Genomic DNA, 16,573 nt, shown 5'->3' on the forward strand with positions numbered 1-16,573 from the left:
TAGCGTCTGAAGGCAAAACGAACCTAATGCGCGCACGCCGGCGGCGCGTACGACGGCGGATGCGCCCCGCCGTCGTACGCCGTACCCCGGGGCCGCGGCCGGGTCAGGCCACCTCCGGCGGCAGTTCCAGCCGGGCGCCCGGAATCGCGGCCAGCAGGTCCCGCGTGTAGTCCTGGCGGGGTGAATCGAACACAGTGTCCGTGCTGCCGGCCTCCACCAGCCGGCCCTTTTCCATGACGCAGACGTGGTCGGCGATCTGCCGCACGACCGCCAGGTCATGGGTGATGAACAGGTAACTCAGGCCGAGTTCGTGCTGCAGCTCGGCCAGCAGATTGAGGATCTGGTCCTGCACCAGGACGTCGAGCGCGGACACGGCCTCGTCGCAGATCACCACTTCGGGGTCGAGGGCGAGGGCGCGGGCAATCGCGATGCGCTGGCGCTGGCCGCCGGAGAGCTCGTTGGGGAACCGGCGCATCACCGAGGCCGGCAGCGCCACCTGGTCCAGCAGTTTCCGGACCTTAGCCTCACGGCTCCGGCTGTCACCGATCCTGTGCACCCGCAGCGGTTCCTCGATGGTCCGGAAGATGTTGTACATCGGGTCCAGCGAGCCGTACGGGTCCTGGAAGATCGGCTGCACCCGGCGGCGGAACTTCAGCAGTTCCCCGCGCGAGAGCCCGGCCATTTCCACCCCGTCGAAGAGGATCCGGCCCGATGTCGGCGCCTCCAGGTTCAGCACCATCCGCGCCACCGTGGACTTGCCGGACCCCGACTCCCCCACCACCGCCGTCGTTGTTCCGCGCTTAATGGCGAAGGAAACGCCGTCGACCGCGGTGAAGTCCGTGGACTTGCCGAACCCGGCCCGGAGCTTGAAGACCTTGGTCAGGTCCTGCACTTCGATCACGTTGTCCGCCGCGGCCGCGGCCTCCTCGACCGGCGGCGCCAGGAGCTCGGCGGAGTCGACCCCCGCCGCGCGTGCGGACTGGATGCGGCGGGAGGACAAAGACGGCGCCGCCTCGACCAGGCGCTTCGTGTACGGGTGCCGCGGATTCGTGAGGATTTCCTGCGCGGCACCCGATTCCACGACCTGGCCCTTGTACATGACCACGACCTTCCGGGCGCGCTCGGCCGCGAGGCCGAGGTCATGGGTGATCAGCAGCACCGCCGTGCCGAGTTCCGCCGTCATCGTCTCCAGGTGGTCCAGGATCTGCCGCTGCACGGTGACGTCCAGGGCGGAGGTCGGCTCGTCCGCGATCAGCAGCTTCGGCCGGCAGGAAAGGCCGATCGCGATCAGCGCGCGCTGCCGCATGCCGCCCGAAAATTCGTGCGGAAACTGCCGGGCCCGCCGCTCGGCGTCCGGGAGCCCCGCTTCGGACAGCACCTTGGCCACGTCGTCAGGGCCGGAGGGCAGCCCGTTGGCCCGCAGGGTCTCCTTGATCTGGGGGCCTATCTTCCACACCGGATTCAGGTTGGACATCGGATCCTGGGGAACCATGCCGATGGAGTTGCCCCGCAGTTCCATGATCCGTTTGGGACCGGCCTGGGTGAGGTCCTCGCCGGCAAACAGGATCCGGCCGCCCGTGACGCGTCCGTTCTCGGGCAGCAGGCCGATGGCCGCCAATGCCGTGGTGGATTTGCCGGACCCGGACTCCCCCACAATGGCGACCGTCTCACCCGGCATGACGGTCAGATGCGCGTTGCGGACGGCCGGCACATCCCCGGTGGAGCTGCTGAAGTTGATGGCCAGATCGCGGATTTCCAGCAGCGGCCCGGTGCTGTTCACTTCGTGGATCGTCGTCATCGTTTCCTGGCTTTCGGATCGAGGGCATCACGCAGGGCATCCCCAAGCATGATGAAGCTCAGCACGGTCACGGACAGCGCGGCGGCCGGCCAGAGCAGGGTCGACGGGTTCGACCGCAGCGAAACCTGGGCCGCGGAAATGTCATTGCCCCAGCTCATTACGTCAGGCGGCAGGCCGATCCCCAGGAAGGACAGGGTGGCCTCGGCCACGATGAAGATGCCCAGGTTGACGGTAGCGACCACGATGACGGGTGCCAGCGCGTTCGGAATGACGTGCCGCACCAGCGCCGCCGGCCGGGACACGCCCAGCGAACGCGCGGCCGTGACGAAGTCCGCGTTGCGCACGGAGATGACGGCGCCGCGGGTAATCCGCGCCACCTGCGGCCAGCCGAACACCACCAGCGTGATCACCACGGTCCAGACATTCCGGTTTTCCCGGAAGAACGGCAGCTGCATGATGATGATCGCGCCGAGGATCAGCGGCAGGGCGAAGAAGACGTCGCCGATCCGCGCAATGACCGAGTCCAGCCAACCGCCGTGGAAGCCGGCGATGGCGCCCAGGGTTCCGCCGATCAGCAGGGTACCGAGGGTCGCGAAGATACCGACCGTCAGCGAGGCCCGCGTGCCGTAGATCAGCCGCGCGTAGACGTCACAGCCCTGGATGGTGAAGCCTAGCGGATGACCCGGGGCGGGACCGCCGTCGGAGTTGGCCAGCTGGCAGTTCGCGTTCGGCTCGGTTTGCGTGAAGAGCGCCGGGAAAAGCGCCACCACGACGATCAGCAAGATCAGGACCGAGGCAATGACGAACAGCGGCTGGCGGCGCAGGTTGCGCCACGCCTCGGCCCACAGGCTGAGTGGCTGGACGTCCTCGGAGACCTTGTCGGTCGCCTGCAGCGGCGTCTCCTCGATCGGGGCGACGTAGTGTTCGATGTAGTCTCTGCGGTGCTCAGGCATAACGGATCCTCGGGTCGAGCCAGGCGTACAGCACATCCACGAGCAGGTTGGCCAGGATGTAGACAAGGATCAGGACGCTGACGATCGACACGATCGTCGGTCCCTCTCCGCGCAGGACCGACTGGTACAGCCGCTGCCCCACGCCGGGCACATTGAAAATGCCTTCGGTGACGATCGCGCCGCCCATGAGCGCGCCCAGGTCCGCCCCGAGGAAGGTGATCACGGGGATCATGGAGTTGCGCAGGATATGTACGACGACGACGCGCGGACGGGACAGTCCCTTCGCGGTGGCGGTGCGCACGTAGTCCGCGTTCAGGTTCTCGATGATCGACGTCCGGGTCAGGCGTATGACGTAGGCCAGGGATACCAGGCCCAGCACGATGGCCGGCAGGATCAGGTCGGACCACCCGGCCTCCGCGCCGACCGTCGGTTTGGCCCAGCCGAGCTTGACCCCCACGACGTACTGCATGACGAAGCCGAGCACGAAGATCGGGATGGCGATGACGATCAGGGAAGCGACCAGGATGGTTCCGTCGAAGAAACGGCCCTTCCTCAGGCCCGCGATTACGCCGAAGATGATGCCGAAGACGGCCTCGAACAGGAGCGCAAGGATTGCCAGCCTGATCGTCACCGGAAAGACCTGGGCGAGGACCTCGGCCACCGGGCGGCCGGAAAAATCATTGCCCAGATTGACGGTCACCAGGTTTTTTAAGTACAGGAAATACTGCACCAGGAAGGGCTGGTCCAGGTTGTACTGCGCCCGCAGCTGGTCGGCGACGGCCGGGTTGACCGCACGGTCGCCGAACAGCGCCTGGATCGGGTCGCCGGGCAGTGAAAAGACCAGGAAGTAGACCAGGAAGGTCGCCCCGAAGAAGACCGGGATCATTTGCAGGAACCGCCGGACGATGTACCAGGCCATCAGCCCGCCCCGCCGTCGGAGGGATGATACGTGTGAGTCTGCATGAGTCCTTTGCCTGTTCGCTCTGATGTGCCGCCGTCGTGGAAAAGCCCGCGGGGCCCGGCCAAAGGGCCGGACCCCACGGGCCGCTCGGGCTACTTGCGGGTGATCTGGTGGTAGATCGGGACGCCGTTCCAGGCGGTGTCGACCTTGTCCACGTTCTCGCTCCAGCCGACCTGGCGCACCTGGTACCACAGCGGCACCGCGGGCAGGTCCTGCAGCAGGATTTCCTGGGCCTCGTTGAACGCCGTGGTCCCGGCCTCCGGGCTCTTGGCGGACAGTCCCTCGCGGAGCTTGGCGTCGAACTCCTTATTGGAGTAATCGCCGTCGTTGGAACCGGCTCCCGTCCCGAAGGTCGGGCCGAGGAAGTTGTACAGCGACGGGTAGTCGGCCTGCCAGCCGGTACGCAGCGCGCCCTCAAGCTGCTTGGACGTGGCAATCTCCCGGACCTCGGCGAAGGTCGCGTAGGGCTTCCCCTGTGCGTCGATGCCCAGCTCGTTCTTGATGCTGTTCGCCACCGCGTCGATCCACTCCTTGTGGCCGCCGTCGGAGTTGTACGAGATCGTGAACGCCTTGTCGCCCCACGGCTCGATCTTGTCCGCTTCTGCCCAAAGCTTACGGGCCTCCTCGGGATTGAACTTCAGCACTTCGCTGCCCTTGATATCCGCGTCGTAGCCGTCGATCACCGGCGCGGTGAATTCGGTGGCAGGCTCGCGGCCGCCGGAGAAGATCACCTTCGTGATTTCGGGACGGTTGATCGCCATGGAGATAGCCTTGCGGCGCAGCTCGCCGGCCTCTCCCTTCCACTCGTCGAGATACCCGGGAATGGTGATGGCCTGGTTGCCCGCATACGGCTTCTCCAGGTAGCGTCCCTCGCCGAGGTCCGTCTTGAAGTTCTTCAGGGAACTCGGCGGAATCGTGTCGAGCAGGTCGAGGTTGTTGGCCAGCAGGTCCTGGTAAGCCGCCTCGAAGCCGGAGTAGATTTTGAAGGTGATGCCGTCGTTCTGGGGAGCGCGGGTGCCGGTGTAGTCGGGATTCGGCACCAAGGCGATCTCGACGTCGTGCTGCCAGGCGCCGTCACCGGCAAGCTTGTACGGACCGTTGCCCACCGGATTCTCGCCGAAAGCCTTCATGTCCTGGAAGGCGGCCTCGGGAAGCGGCGAAAAGGCCGTGTAGCCCAGGCGCAGCGGCCAGTCGGACTCAGGCTGGGCCAGCTCCACGGTGAAGGTCTTGTCATCGACAACCTTCAGCCCGGACATCTCCTTCTTCTTGCTGTCCTTGGCGCTGACCTCGTCATAGCCGGCGATGCTGTCGAAGAAGTACTCGTTCAGCTGCGCATTCTCTGCCGCAGCACCGTAGTTCCAGGCGTCCACGAAGGAACTGGCGGTGACCGGGTCGCCGTTCGTGAACTTCTGGTCCGGCTTCAGGGTGATCGTGTAGTTCTTCGAATCCTTGGTCTCGATGGATTCAGCGACCTCGTTGACCGGCGCGCCGGAAGCGTCGTAGCTGATCAGGCCTTCGAAGAGCAGGTCGACGACGCGGCCGCCACCGACCTCGTTCGTATTGGTGGGCACGAGCGGATTCTGCGGCTCGGTGGTGTTGGCGGTAATGACTGCCGAGGCATCGGCACCGTCCGTTCCCCCGCCGCCGCCCCCGCAGGCGCTCAAAGCCAGCGCGGCCGCGGCCGCTAGGCCAACAATTTTGGAAGTGCGAGCAAATCGCATTCCGCCTCCTCAGTAGCTAGTCAGTTCCCGGGCGGAATACGGCGCCGGGTGGATCGTCGCGTTTCGGTGTCCCTCCAGCGCCGAACTCGGCGGCCACGTCAGAAGTGACCCGGGTTACAGTATGTGTTTTACAGCTTGCCCGCAATTCCGGCCCGGCGGCTCGCCGGGAGACCGGATCCCTTCCCTGTGAAGCGTCGCTCCGGCCTGCAGGCCGCCCGAGGGCGGACAGGCGGAATAACGATTCATTGGGAAGGGCGGCATACGGCCCGGATCCGGATCGCGGCATGCCTTCCCCTAGGCCCGCGGCACCATGAAGGACGCTGTCCGGACTGCTGCCGTCCGTTGACGCTCGAAGGAATACATCCTGGTCAGCCCTTCGCCAGAGGCCGGAGGCGCTGGATAGTGCCCCCGGGGTTCAGTGTATCCCCGGCCTCCGGGCATCCGCAGCTAAGCCGGATGAGTGATGCCTGATCGCAATACGGGCCGGAAATTGCCGTCCGGCGGTTCGGAATGCCGTGCTCCTCGCTGCGGTACGCCTTCAACTCCCCGATTCAGCTCCCCGACCCGAGCAGCTGTTCCCGGAGCTCCCTGCGCTCGCGCTGCAAGACGGGATCAGGCAGCGGAACTGCCGCCAGCAGCCGCTGTGTGTAGGCCTCCTGGGGATTGCGCAGGATCTCGTCGCGGGTTCCTTGCTCGACGATGCTGCCGTGCCGCATGACGCAGATCCGGTCCGCGAGCACGTCGATGACCGCCAGATCGTGGGTGACGAACAGGCAGGCGAAGCCCAGTTCCCGCTGGAGATCGCGGAACAGCTCCAGCACCTTGGCCTGCACGGAAACGTCCAGCGCCGAGGTCGGCTCGTCCGCGACCATCAGCTTGGGCTGCAGCGCCAGCGCCCGGGCGATGCCGACACGCTGCTTCTGGCCGCCCGAGAGCTCGTGCGGATACCGGTTCCGGTAGGCCCGCGGCAGCTCCACCTGGTCCAGCAGGACCTCGATCTTCTTCTGCAGCGCTTCGCCCTTCGCAACTCCGGCAAGGTACATCGGCTCTCCGATGCTCTCGCCGATCGGCAGCCGCGGATTCAGCGACGACGACGGGTCCTGGAACACCATGCCGACGTTCCTGCGCAGCGACTGCAGTTGCCGGCGGCTCGCTCCGGCAATCTCATGGCCGACCACTTTGAGCGAGCCCTCGGCCACCGGCAGCAGGCCGACGGCGGCCCGCCCGATGGTGGTCTTGCCCGAGCCCGACTCGCCCACCAGACCCACGACCTGGCCCGGGTAGATCACCAGGTCGGCGCCCTCCACTGCCCTGAAGGCCGGAACCCTGCCTTGTTTCGGGTAATCGATCGCCACACCGGCCAGTTCCAGCACCGGGTCGCCGTGGACCGCTTCCTCCGCGGCGCTGGCCAGGGCGGCCTCGTTCTCTTCCTCGCGGCGCTTCATCTCGTCGTCGTCGACGACGTCCAGGGTGACACCCGTTGCCGAGGCAAGCGCCGCGGTGACGTCCACCTCCGCTTCGCCGCGGTCATGGCTGGCGCCCAGCCTCGGCACGGACGCCAGCAGCTGCCGGGTGTATTCGTGCCGCGGATTGCGGAAGATCTCCTCGGCCGTACCCGTTTCGACGATCCGGCCGTTCCGCATCACCGCGATTTTGTCCGCCAGGTCGGCGACCACGCCCATATCATGGGTGATGAGGACGATGGCGCTGTCCAGCTTGTTCCGCAGGCTGCGCATGAGGCCCAGGATTTCGGCCTGGACCGTAACGTCCAGCGCCGTGGTGGGTTCGTCCGCTATCAGCAGCTTAGGGTCGCAGGACAGCGACTGCGCGATCATGGCCCGCTGTCTCTGTCCCCCGGAGAGCTGATGCGGATAGGACTTGAACGCCTTGGCCGGGTCCGGCAGTTCCACCATCTCCAGCAGCCGGAGGGCACGCTCCCGCGCTTCCTCCGGAGAGATGGCATTGTGCAGGCGGAGCGTCTCTACGATCTGGAAACCGATGGTGTACACGGGGTTCATCGCCGTCATCGGTTCCTGGAAAATGACGGCGACGTCGTTGCCGCGGATCCGGCGCAGCTTGGCCGGTGTGATGCCCAGGATCTCCTGGCCGTTGAGCTTGACGCTGCCGCTCGCGCGGCTGTTGGGGGGCAGGAGCCCCAGCAGGGCCATGGAACTCGCGCTCTTGCCCGAACCGGACTCTCCCACCAGTGCCAGGACCTCGCCGGCATGCACGTCATAGTTCAGTCCGATGGCCGCCGGAACCCATTCCTTGTCCACGCCGAAGTCCACGTTGAGGTCGGTGACCTGCAGGACGGGCCTGCCGCGGTCGCCGGAGACATCCTCGAGCGGAGCGGGGATGACCGGGTCGATCATTTCAGTCATGGTGCTTTGTCCTTCTGAAGTTTTCCGGGAGTCCGACGGCGGCTAGTCCCGTTCGTGCCCTGGTGCCGGCGGCTGCAAGGATGGAGCCATGTCCAAGCGCAACACCGGACCCGTTGTCCTCCGAGCCAGAAGCGCGCCCTGGCTGACCGGCATCGTGTGGCTGATCGCGGCTGTCAGCGCGGGCTCCGCCTGGCTGACCCACGGCGGCACCGGCCTCCTGCAATCCTCGCCGCTTCTGGCCGCGGCCTATGTGGCGTGGTGGCTGGCCTGGTTCCCCGCCGTCGTCGTTTCGGATGACGGCGTCAGGCTCCGGAATCCGGTCCGCACCATCGATGTGCCGTGGCACTCCCTCGTCACCGTCGATACCAAGTACGCCCTGACCCTGGTGACGGCCTCGGGCCGCTACAGCGCCTGGTCCGCCCCGGCCCCCGGCCTGTTCGCGGTCCAGCGCGCGCAGCCCGACCACGTACGCGGGCTGCCCGAGACCACTTACGGTCCCGCCGGCTCGGTGCGGCCCGGGGACCTGGCCACGTCCGATTCCGGTACGGCCGCCTATCACGTCCGGCAGCGCTGGTCCGAACTGCTCGCTTCGGGCGCCGTGGAACCGGGCATGGCCCAGGCCTCCCGGGCGCGCATCAGCGTCAACTGGACGGTGCTCGCCGTGGGAGCCGCACTGGTAGCCGCGGCCGTGCTGGTGATCGCGGCCTGACCGTCGCGGGTTCGGGGCGGCGGGGAGCGTCATTTCACTGCTCCTTCGCCGGCCCCGCGGGGCGCGGCCGTCGGGCCACAACGTCCCGGGCCCGCTTGGCGTTGAACTTCTTCTGGCGGGGATCGAACGCGTCGCGCAGGCCATCTCCGATGAAGTTGATGCAGAGGCAGATGGCGACGATGAACATGCCCGGCCACCAGAACAGCCAGGGACGGGTCGAAAAGGCTTCCTGGTTCTGGCTGATCAGCAGCCCGAGGGATACATCGGGCGCCTTGACGCCCATGCCGACGTAGGACAACGAGGTCTCCAGCAGGATCGCCGAGGACATGCTGAGCGTCACGAAGACAATGATCACTCCGACGGCGTTGGGCAGGATGTGCCGGAAGATGATCCGGGCATTGGAGGCGCCGGCGATGCGGGCCGCATCCACGAATTCCCGCTCGCGCAGGGAGAGGAACTCGGCACGCACCAGGCGGGCGAGCCCCGTCCATACGACCAGCCCCACCATCAGGCCGAGGGCCAGGGGCTGCAGGTTGGACGCCACCACCCGGCTGGCCATCTGGCCCAGGACTGCCGCGAGGATGATCAGCGGGATCACGATCACGATGTCGGTCAGGCGCATCAGGACATTGTCGACCCAGCCGCGGAAATAACCGGCCAGCGCTCCGACGACCACGCCGATCGCGCCGCCCACGATGCCGATGATGAACATGACGAGGACCGAGATCTGCACGCCCCGCATGGTCTGCGCGAAGGTGTCCCGGCCGAGCCGGTCCTGCCCGAACGGGTGCTCGCCGAAGCTGAACGGAAACACCTGGAGCGTCGGACGCCCGCCGTTGATCAGGTCATTGACTTCGTTGTGTGTGTACTTCCACCAGCCGGGAATGCCCATGAAACCGCCGGCGGAGAAGGCCAGAACCAGGATCATGACGAAGATGACCAGGCTCGCGATCGCCGCAGCGTTTCCGATGAACCTCTTCCGGACGATCTGGCCCTGGCTCAAGCCCTGCTTTTCCGGGCCGGTACCTTGGATCTCCGGCGCCGAAGTCGTCATCGTGGTCATACTTTAACCCTCACTCGCGGGTCCAGCGCGGAGTACAGCAGGTCCGCGATCAAGTTGAAGACCAGCGCCATGATGCCGGTCACGAGGAAGACACCCATGACGGGATTCGGGTCCACGCGCACCAGTGCCTCGATGAAGAGCTGTCCCATACCGGCGAAAGCGAAGACGCGTTCGGTAATGACTGCGCCGCCGATCAGGCCGCCGATGTCGAAGGCCACGATCGTGGCAATGGGGATCAGCGCATTCCGGAACGCATGTCGCATGACGACCGTGCGCTCCCCCAGGCCCTTGGCCCGCGCCGTCCGGATGTAGTCCATGTTCATGATTTCCAGCATCGACGAGCGCGCGTAGCGGCTGTAGGAGGCCAGGGAAATCAGCAGCAGGGCGATGGTCGGCAGCAACAGGTGCGTGAACGTGTCCAGCCCCTGCACCCAGTAGTCGCCGCGCAGGTTGGGCGTTTCGGAACCGATCGTGGCGATGGGCCGGCCGTTGATCCGCGAGTTGCCGAAGTAGGCGGGCCAAGCCTGCATATAGCGGTCCAGCAGGACCATCCCGGCAACCAGGACCGCGGTGATGGCCGCGGCGTTGATGTTCTGCCGGCGGTCGTAGCCGCCCATCAAGTAGCCGATCCCAATCCCCACCAGGATGGTGGCTATGGCCAGGAGCGCAATCATGAGCGTGGTGGCCTGCGCCAGGAGCGGCTGGAGCGGGAAGTACAGGACCAGCCCGACTGCAACCGCGGCCAGCGCGGAGTAGAGCGCCCTGCGGTTTTTCAGCCCCGCCGCGAGGGTCGTCGCCCCGAAAGCAATAGCGACGCCGGCGATCAGGATCACCGCGAGGCCAAGACCAGGTGTGCTGAACCAACGTGTCACGGACAGCGCCCAGAGGATGCCCGCTGCCAGGACGAATCCAGTGACCGCGGCGAGGAGCCGGCGTTTGACGGTGCCGCGCGCGCAGATGTACCACAAGATCCCGCTGACCAAGGCGATCACGGCGATGGTGGCCGGCGGTATGTGGGGCTCGCGCAGGAAGTTGTTGAAGCCGATGGCGGCGTATTCCTTCAGGAGGACAGCGACCCAGAACACGGGCAGGGAGAAGAAGAGGAACGCCATGAAGGTCACCCCGTAGTCCAGGGTGCTGTACTGCCGCAGTGCGGTCACGATGCCGAGGCACACCCCGACGACGACCGCCAGGATGGCTGCACCGGTCACCAGCAGGATGGTCATTCCCATCGCGCGGCCCAGTGCTTCGGTGACGGGCTGGCCGTTGATGGCGAAACCCAAGTCGCAGCTGCCCACGAAGGGCACCAGGCACTGGGCCGCTCCGCCGAGCCAGCGGAAATAGCGGAGAGGGGCCGGGACGTCCAGGTTCAGCAGTTCGACACGCTGCTGGATCAGTTGTTCTTTGTTCGGCTGATTGCTTTCCCGGAGGTCGGCAAGGGGGTCACCCGACAGGGCCGTCAGCTGATACACCAGGAACGAAGCGCCTAGGAGAATAAGCACGGCCGTGAAGAGCCGCCGCACGATGTAGGTCACCATGGTGTTGAAAGACCTCGATTTTCACTTCTGGAGAATGCCAAGGCGCCGGGACCGTCCTGCTCGTGGTCCCGGCGCCTTCGCTTAGTTTGCTAACAGAACGCCAGGGGCCCTACTCGCCCTTGACCTTCCAATCCCAGAAGTTCCAGAACACGCCGGTCTGGTTCGGCTGGTAGACGACGCCTTCGACCCGGTCACTGTTGTAAGCGTCCAGTCCGACTGCCTGGAACAGCGGCAGCCCGTAGAAGGAGTCCCACACTATCTTGTCGATCTGGGTGATGAGCTTGTCCTGCTCGGCCGGTTCGATGGTGACCATCAGCTCGTCCATCAGCGCGTCGGCCTTCGGGTCGGAGAATCCGTTGTAGTTGGAACCGCTTCCCGTCCGGAAGATCTGCGGAACACCGGAGACGCCCACGCCCGAGTTGATCCAGCCGAAGATGGAGGCGTCGTAGCCGCCCTTGCCGAGGGCAGCACCCCAGTCGGAGGCGCCCAGGCCGCCGTCGACGACCTTGAATCCGGCCTTCTCCGCCGACTCCTGGATCAGGGAGAATGCGTCGGCGCGGTTCGGGTTGTCCTTGTTGTACATGATCCGGACTTCAGGTGTCTTGCCCGCCAGGAGCTCCTTGGCGCCGTCGATATCCGGTTCGGCGTAGGCCGAGGAGCCGTTGCCTTCCGCCGAGGGCGTGTACGCCTCCTGGGCCGGTACGAAGAACTGCGAGTTGAGCGGCGCGGCGTCCTCCTTGATCGGCTTGACGATGCGGTCGACGATGGCCTGCCGGGGCACGGACTTCATGAAGGCCTCGCGGACATCGGCATCCGCGAAGACGCCGCTGTAGTTGAGGTCGAGGTGGTCGTAGGACAGCTGGTCATCGATATTGACCGTCACGCCGTCGATGGCGTTGAGCAGTTCGACGGTGTCCGCCGACGGCTGCGGGGCGATGATGTCCACTTCGCCGTTCTTGAGCGCCTGCACCTGGTCGGGTGCTGCGCCGATGAAGCGGATAGTCACCTCGTCGATGCTCGGCTTCGGACCCCAGTTGTAGGAATCATTGCGGACCAGCGTGATGGACTGGTCCGGCGTCACGCTGTCCACGATGAAGGGACCGCTGGAGAGGTAGAGCGATGTATCCCCCGGCAGGGACTTGCTGTCGAAGCCGGTGTTCCAGAAATCTCCCACGGCTTTGAGCTCGGCATTGGGCTTGGCCGGCTTCTCGGCGTCCCCGCGTTTGAGGCCGTTGATCAGGTCGATCAAAGCCTGCTCGTCGGCAAGGCCGGCCTTCTCGGCAACAACATGGGCCGGCATGCCGATGCCGCCGTCCTGCAGGCCGCCGAAGGCGATTTCCCAGTCGGCAAAAGGCTTGGAGTAGGTCAGGGTGATCGAACGGCCGTCATCACCGATCTCGGGAATCTCTGTCAGCCCAAGGCCGCTGGTGTCGCCCGCGTAGTCGAAGTAATTGGTGCCCGAGGTGACTTCGCCTTCCTCGTTGCTCTTGGCATCGTTGGCATAACCGGACTCGGCCACCCAGTTCAACAGCAGGTCACCGGCGTCGACCGGATCCCCGTCCGACCAGGTGACACCCTCCTTGACCGTGTACTTCACGACCAGCGGATCGTCGGAGACCTTTTCGTAGGTCCCGAACTCTTCGTTCCGAACGACGTTGAGCTCATTGTCGATGTGGTAGAAGCCGCCCCGAGTCATGTAGGCGACCTTGCCATTGACATCGACGTTGCCAGCGGCGGTGTCGGAGTTGAACGAACTGAACGCGTTGACTTCCGCAACGCTGATGGTTCCGCCGGTCGCGCTGGCTTCCCCCGTAGATTCGGCTCCGCCGCCTGCCGATGCGCAGGCGCTCAGTGCCAGAGCCGCGACTGCTGCAACTCCGATTGCCTTGGAATAACGTCCGAAACGCATTCCGCCTCCTTGTATCTCACATGATGAAGATGCCTCTGCGAGGTCACCGGAGAAGGGCCACTGGCGCGGTTGAAACGATTGAGACCCCCTCCACGCCAGTGGCCCGCCTCACATGGATAAGAGAGTAGACCGAGGCCGCAAAATTGGGTATAAAAATTTTGCTTCACAACGGACTTGTTATCGAGATGCAACCAAGGCGACGGGGGCCGTCATGGTCTCAAACATGTTCTTCACAAATGGTCAACGCCCGGAAACCCCCGCGAAATAGGCGGGAAATGTGGAAGTCGCCAACCGTCCGCACACCTCTGCACGTCCCCAGGCCTCAGGAATCAGTTATTGACACCTAACTGGAAACGCGTGCGGAGTGCAGCCTCCTGCATGCCCCGGCCACCATCCCGTGTCGTGTCCCGGGTTCAGGCGATGGTCCGCCGGTTGGCGTCGAGCCGACGGGTCCAGCCGCGGCTGTCGAGGTACTCCAGCAGCGGGATGGCGACCCGTCGTGTGGTGTCCAATGCCCTGCGCGCCTCGCTGGTCGTGAACGGCTGCGGCAAGGCGGCGAGCTCCCGCATGGCCAGGGCAGGTGCCCGCGGCAGCAGGACGACTCCGTCGCCGAGCCGCAGCAGGCGGCCGCTGCGCTCGGCAGCCGCCAGCTCACGGGTGCCCAGGCCGAGGGCATTCAGGTCGTGGGCTTCGGGGGCCGCGAACGGCGCGATCTTCAGCCGGTCCTCCACCGCGCCGATCCCTGCCTCGGCCGCACCAAGGTCCCGGCGCTGCCCGGGGAGCGCGATGAAACCGGCCCGGTTCTCCAGTCCCGCGTCCCGGACCACCGCTTCCAGCAGTGCGCCGCCGGCGGGACCGATCAGGTCCCGGGCGGCTCCGCGGGAGAGCCCGGCCGCCAACGGGTCCTGCTCAGCGAGTTGCTCCACGGCGCTGCGCAGCCGCCGTCGCCACGCGTCGAAAACCGGTTCGTGCACCCACCACTCTCCGACGGCCCTTACCCCCTCTGGCACCCGGTCGAGGCCGGCAACACCCATCCGGCGCAGCTGTTCGACGCGGACCGCGGCCCGGCGGACCACTTCCGTCAGCGGGTTCCCGCCGGGTGGCATTGCGGCCAGTACACCAGCACGCCGGCCGCTGTCGCCGCGGCGGTCGAGCGCGGGCGGTTCGACGTCGAGAATCTGCGCCCCGGCCAGGACCGATCGGCTGCCGGTCGCCCGCAGCACCAGACGGTCGCCCAGTTCGAGGGGTAACCGGCGGTCGAGGGTCAGGCGGGCGTGGTCCGGACCAAACGGGCGCATCCGGCCGGGCACGGCGGCGGTGCCGATGTGGACGACGACCTGGCCTGGTGCATCTGCGAAAGAGGCACCCATGGTCCGCCGGACGTCGACCGTGTCCACTACCGGCCAACTGTCCCCGGTGACGAGCACGTCGCCGCGGTGGATGGCATCGGCCGACAGCCCGGACCGGAGGTTGACGGCGACGCGGCTTGTGGGTCCAACAGAGCCGGCGGCCACGTTGCAGCTGTGCAGGGCCCGGACCGACACCGGGCTGGCGACGTCGTGGCCGCTCAGCAGCAAACGGTCACCCTGCGCGAGCGTGCCGGCCGTCAAGGTTCCGGTCACGACCGTTCCGGCGCCGCTGATGGTGAACGACCGATCGATCCACAACCGTACACGCGCGTTTGGTTCCGGGTCGGGCAACGACGCCAGCATGGCGTCCATGGCTCCGCGCAGCTCGTCGAGCCCGGTCCCGTCGACCGCGGACACGATGACGGCAGGCGCGTCCTGCAGGCCGGTGTCCTTGAGCTCGGCCCGAACCCGCGCGAGTACACCGTCGGCGCCGCCGGGCGCGCGGTCGCTGCGGGTCAGCACCACGATCCCGCGGCTGATCCCCAGGGCTGCGATCGCATCGCGATGGTCGCTGGACTGGGCCTGCCAGCCTTCATCGGCGGCGACGACGAAGCACACGGCAGGCACCGGCCCGAGCCCGGCCAGCATGTTGCCGAGGAATCGTTCGTGGCCGGGAACGTCCACGAACGCCACATCCCTGCCCGAGGCCAGCCTGGTCCATGCGAAGCCAAGGTCGATCGTGAGCCCGCGCCGGCGCTCCTCGGCCCACCGGTCAGGCTCCATTCCGGTCAGCGCGCGCACCAGGGTGCTCTTGCCGTGATCGACGTGTCCGGCGGTGGCCACCACGAACATCTTCAGGCGCCTCCCGCCCCGAGCGGTTCTCCGGTACGCATCAGTGCTGACCGCACTGCATCGGCCAGCCGTCCATCCTCGTCCTCCGGAATGCACCGCAGATCCAGCAGGCAGGCACCGCCGTGGACCCGGGGCAGCACCGCCGGGTCGCCCGTGCGGAGCAACCGGGCCGCATCTTCGGGGAGCCGGACGGCCCACCCGGGCAGCGGCACGCCCGGCGCTCCCCCGCCCCCGACCCTGCCGTCGTGCTCGACGAGAGGAAAGCCGACAGCCTCCGCGAGCGCTTCGGTGCGTTCCCGGAGCCGCGCCGGGTCGGCGTGCAGGGCGGCGGTCACCGGAGGGGCCTCCCCGGCGATGGTCGCTTCCAGCGCGGCCAGTGCCAGCTTGTCCGCCCGCAGGGCCCGAGCCAGCGGATGGCGCGCCAGCCTGGCAATGACTTCGGCACGCCCGAGCAGTAGCCCGGCCTGCGGGCCGCCCAGGAGTTTGTCACCGCTGACGATCACGACGTCGGCACCGGATTCCAGCGCGCTGGCGACGTCGGGCTCATCAGGCAGCACGGGGTCCGGGGCGAGCAGCCCGCTGCCGAGGTCCACGACCAAGGGAACGCGGTGCCCATCAGCCAGCGAGCGAAGTTGGCTGATGCCCACACCGGAGGTGAATCCGGTGACGCGGAAATTGCTGGGGTGGACCTTGAGCAGGCAGCCGGTCTGCTCCCCCAGGGCGGACTCGTAATCGTGCAGATGCGTCCGGTTCGTTGTGCCCACTTCCCGCAACCGGGCTCCGGTCGATTCGATCAGTTCGGGCAGCCTGAAGCCCGCACCGATCTCGACGAGCTCGCCGCGGCTGATGACGACCTCGCCCGTGCCGGCCAGGACGGTGGTGGCCAGCAGCAGTGCGGCCGCCCCGTTGTTGACCACCAGCGCGTCCTCGGCAACGGGACAGGCGCGCAGCAGTGCCTCACGCGCTCCGGCTCCGCGGCGGGCGCGCGTCCCCGACGCCAGGTCCATTTCGACGTCGACATAACCGGCCGCCGTGAGCAAGGCCTTCCGAGCGGACTCCGACAAAGGGGCACGTCCCAGGTTCGTGTGCACGATGACGCCGGTGGCGTTGAGCACCGGCCGCAACGATGTGGCCGCACGGGATGCTACCGCGGCCACGACTTCCGGCTCGACGTCCCCCGGCGCAAGCTCGCCGGAGCGGGCGCGGTCCTGGATCCCCCGGACGATGGAACGGATCACGTCGTCGCCCAGACGTGCCCGGGCGCTGCGAACCTCCGCGTGCGCGAGCAATCGATCCGTGCGCGGAATAAGTCTTCGCGGGTCGTCCTTGCCCACGCTCC

General features: G+C 66.7%; 11 protein-coding genes. 1 reads left to right on the forward strand and 10 read right to left on the reverse strand.

All coding sequences use genetic code 11. From position 1 onward, the window contains the following. Positions 1-103: 103 nt before the first annotated feature. The 5 genes from AHIS1636_RS07295 to AHIS1636_RS07315 form a co-directional block, all read right to left on the reverse strand. Positions 104-1,798, reverse strand: a complete 1,695-nt coding sequence (locus AHIS1636_RS07295; protein WP_264795149.1) for a dipeptide ABC transporter ATP-binding protein — start codon at positions 1,796-1,798, stop codon at positions 104-106. Then, positions 1,795-2,751: an ABC transporter permease gene (locus AHIS1636_RS07300; protein ID WP_264795150.1), complete on the reverse strand. Its 957-nt coding sequence runs from the start codon at positions 2,749-2,751 to the stop codon at positions 1,795-1,797. Before AHIS1636_RS07300 ends, AHIS1636_RS07295 begins: the two co-directional genes overlap by 4 nt. After that, complete coding sequence (locus AHIS1636_RS07305; RefSeq protein ID WP_264795151.1) at positions 2,744-3,670, reverse strand: ABC transporter permease; 927 nt, start codon at positions 3,668-3,670, stop codon at positions 2,744-2,746. Before AHIS1636_RS07305 ends, AHIS1636_RS07300 begins: the two co-directional genes overlap by 8 nt. Positions 3,671-3,804: 134 nt before the next feature. Further along, the gene (locus tag AHIS1636_RS07310; RefSeq protein WP_264795152.1) at positions 3,805-5,433 is read right to left on the reverse strand and encodes a peptide ABC transporter substrate-binding protein; all 1,629 of its coding nucleotides are present in this window, start codon (positions 5,431-5,433) and stop codon (positions 3,805-3,807) included. Between the two features lie 551 nt (positions 5,434-5,984). Then, on the reverse strand, positions 5,985-7,814 hold the full coding sequence (locus AHIS1636_RS07315) for an ABC transporter ATP-binding protein (RefSeq protein WP_373875798.1): 1,830 nt from the start codon (positions 7,812-7,814) through the stop codon (positions 5,985-5,987). A gap of 88 nt (positions 7,815-7,902) precedes the next feature. Here AHIS1636_RS07315 and AHIS1636_RS07320 point away from each other — a divergent pair, with 88 nt between their 5' ends. Further along, positions 7,903-8,523 (forward strand): PH domain-containing protein, encoded by a 621-nt coding sequence (locus AHIS1636_RS07320; RefSeq protein WP_264795153.1) that lies wholly within the window; start codon positions 7,903-7,905, stop codon positions 8,521-8,523. A gap of 34 nt (positions 8,524-8,557) precedes the next feature. Here AHIS1636_RS07320 and AHIS1636_RS07325 read toward each other — a convergent pair whose 3' ends face one another. The 5 genes from AHIS1636_RS07325 to selA all read right to left on the reverse strand — a co-directional run bounded on the left by AHIS1636_RS07325 (position 8,558) and on the right by selA (position 16,568). Next, positions 8,558-9,586: an ABC transporter permease gene (locus tag AHIS1636_RS07325; protein WP_264795154.1), complete on the reverse strand. Its 1,029-nt coding sequence runs from the start codon at positions 9,584-9,586 to the stop codon at positions 8,558-8,560. Then, a complete protein-coding gene (locus tag AHIS1636_RS07330) occupies positions 9,583-11,124 on the reverse strand; it encodes an ABC transporter permease (protein ID WP_264795155.1) in 1,542 nt (513 codons plus the stop codon). The genes AHIS1636_RS07325 and AHIS1636_RS07330 overlap by 4 nt, the downstream gene beginning before the upstream one ends. A 109-nt stretch (positions 11,125-11,233) precedes the next feature. After that, positions 11,234-13,033, reverse strand: a complete 1,800-nt coding sequence (locus tag AHIS1636_RS07335) for an ABC transporter family substrate-binding protein (protein WP_264795156.1) — start codon at positions 13,031-13,033, stop codon at positions 11,234-11,236. Positions 13,034-13,446: 413 nt separating this feature from the next. Beyond that, positions 13,447-15,234, reverse strand: a complete 1,788-nt coding sequence (selB, locus tag AHIS1636_RS07340) for a selenocysteine-specific translation elongation factor (protein ID WP_264795157.1) — start codon at positions 15,232-15,234, stop codon at positions 13,447-13,449. Between the two features lie 2 nt (positions 15,235-15,236). Continuing rightward, a complete protein-coding gene (gene selA, locus AHIS1636_RS07345; RefSeq protein ID WP_264795158.1) occupies positions 15,237-16,568 on the reverse strand; it encodes an L-seryl-tRNA(Sec) selenium transferase in 1,332 nt (443 codons plus the stop codon). Positions 16,569-16,573 lie beyond the last annotated feature (5 nt).

The sequence above is a fragment of the Arthrobacter mangrovi genome, assembly GCF_026011795.1.
Lineage (GTDB): Bacteria > Actinomycetota > Actinomycetes > Actinomycetales > Micrococcaceae > Crystallibacter > Crystallibacter mangrovi.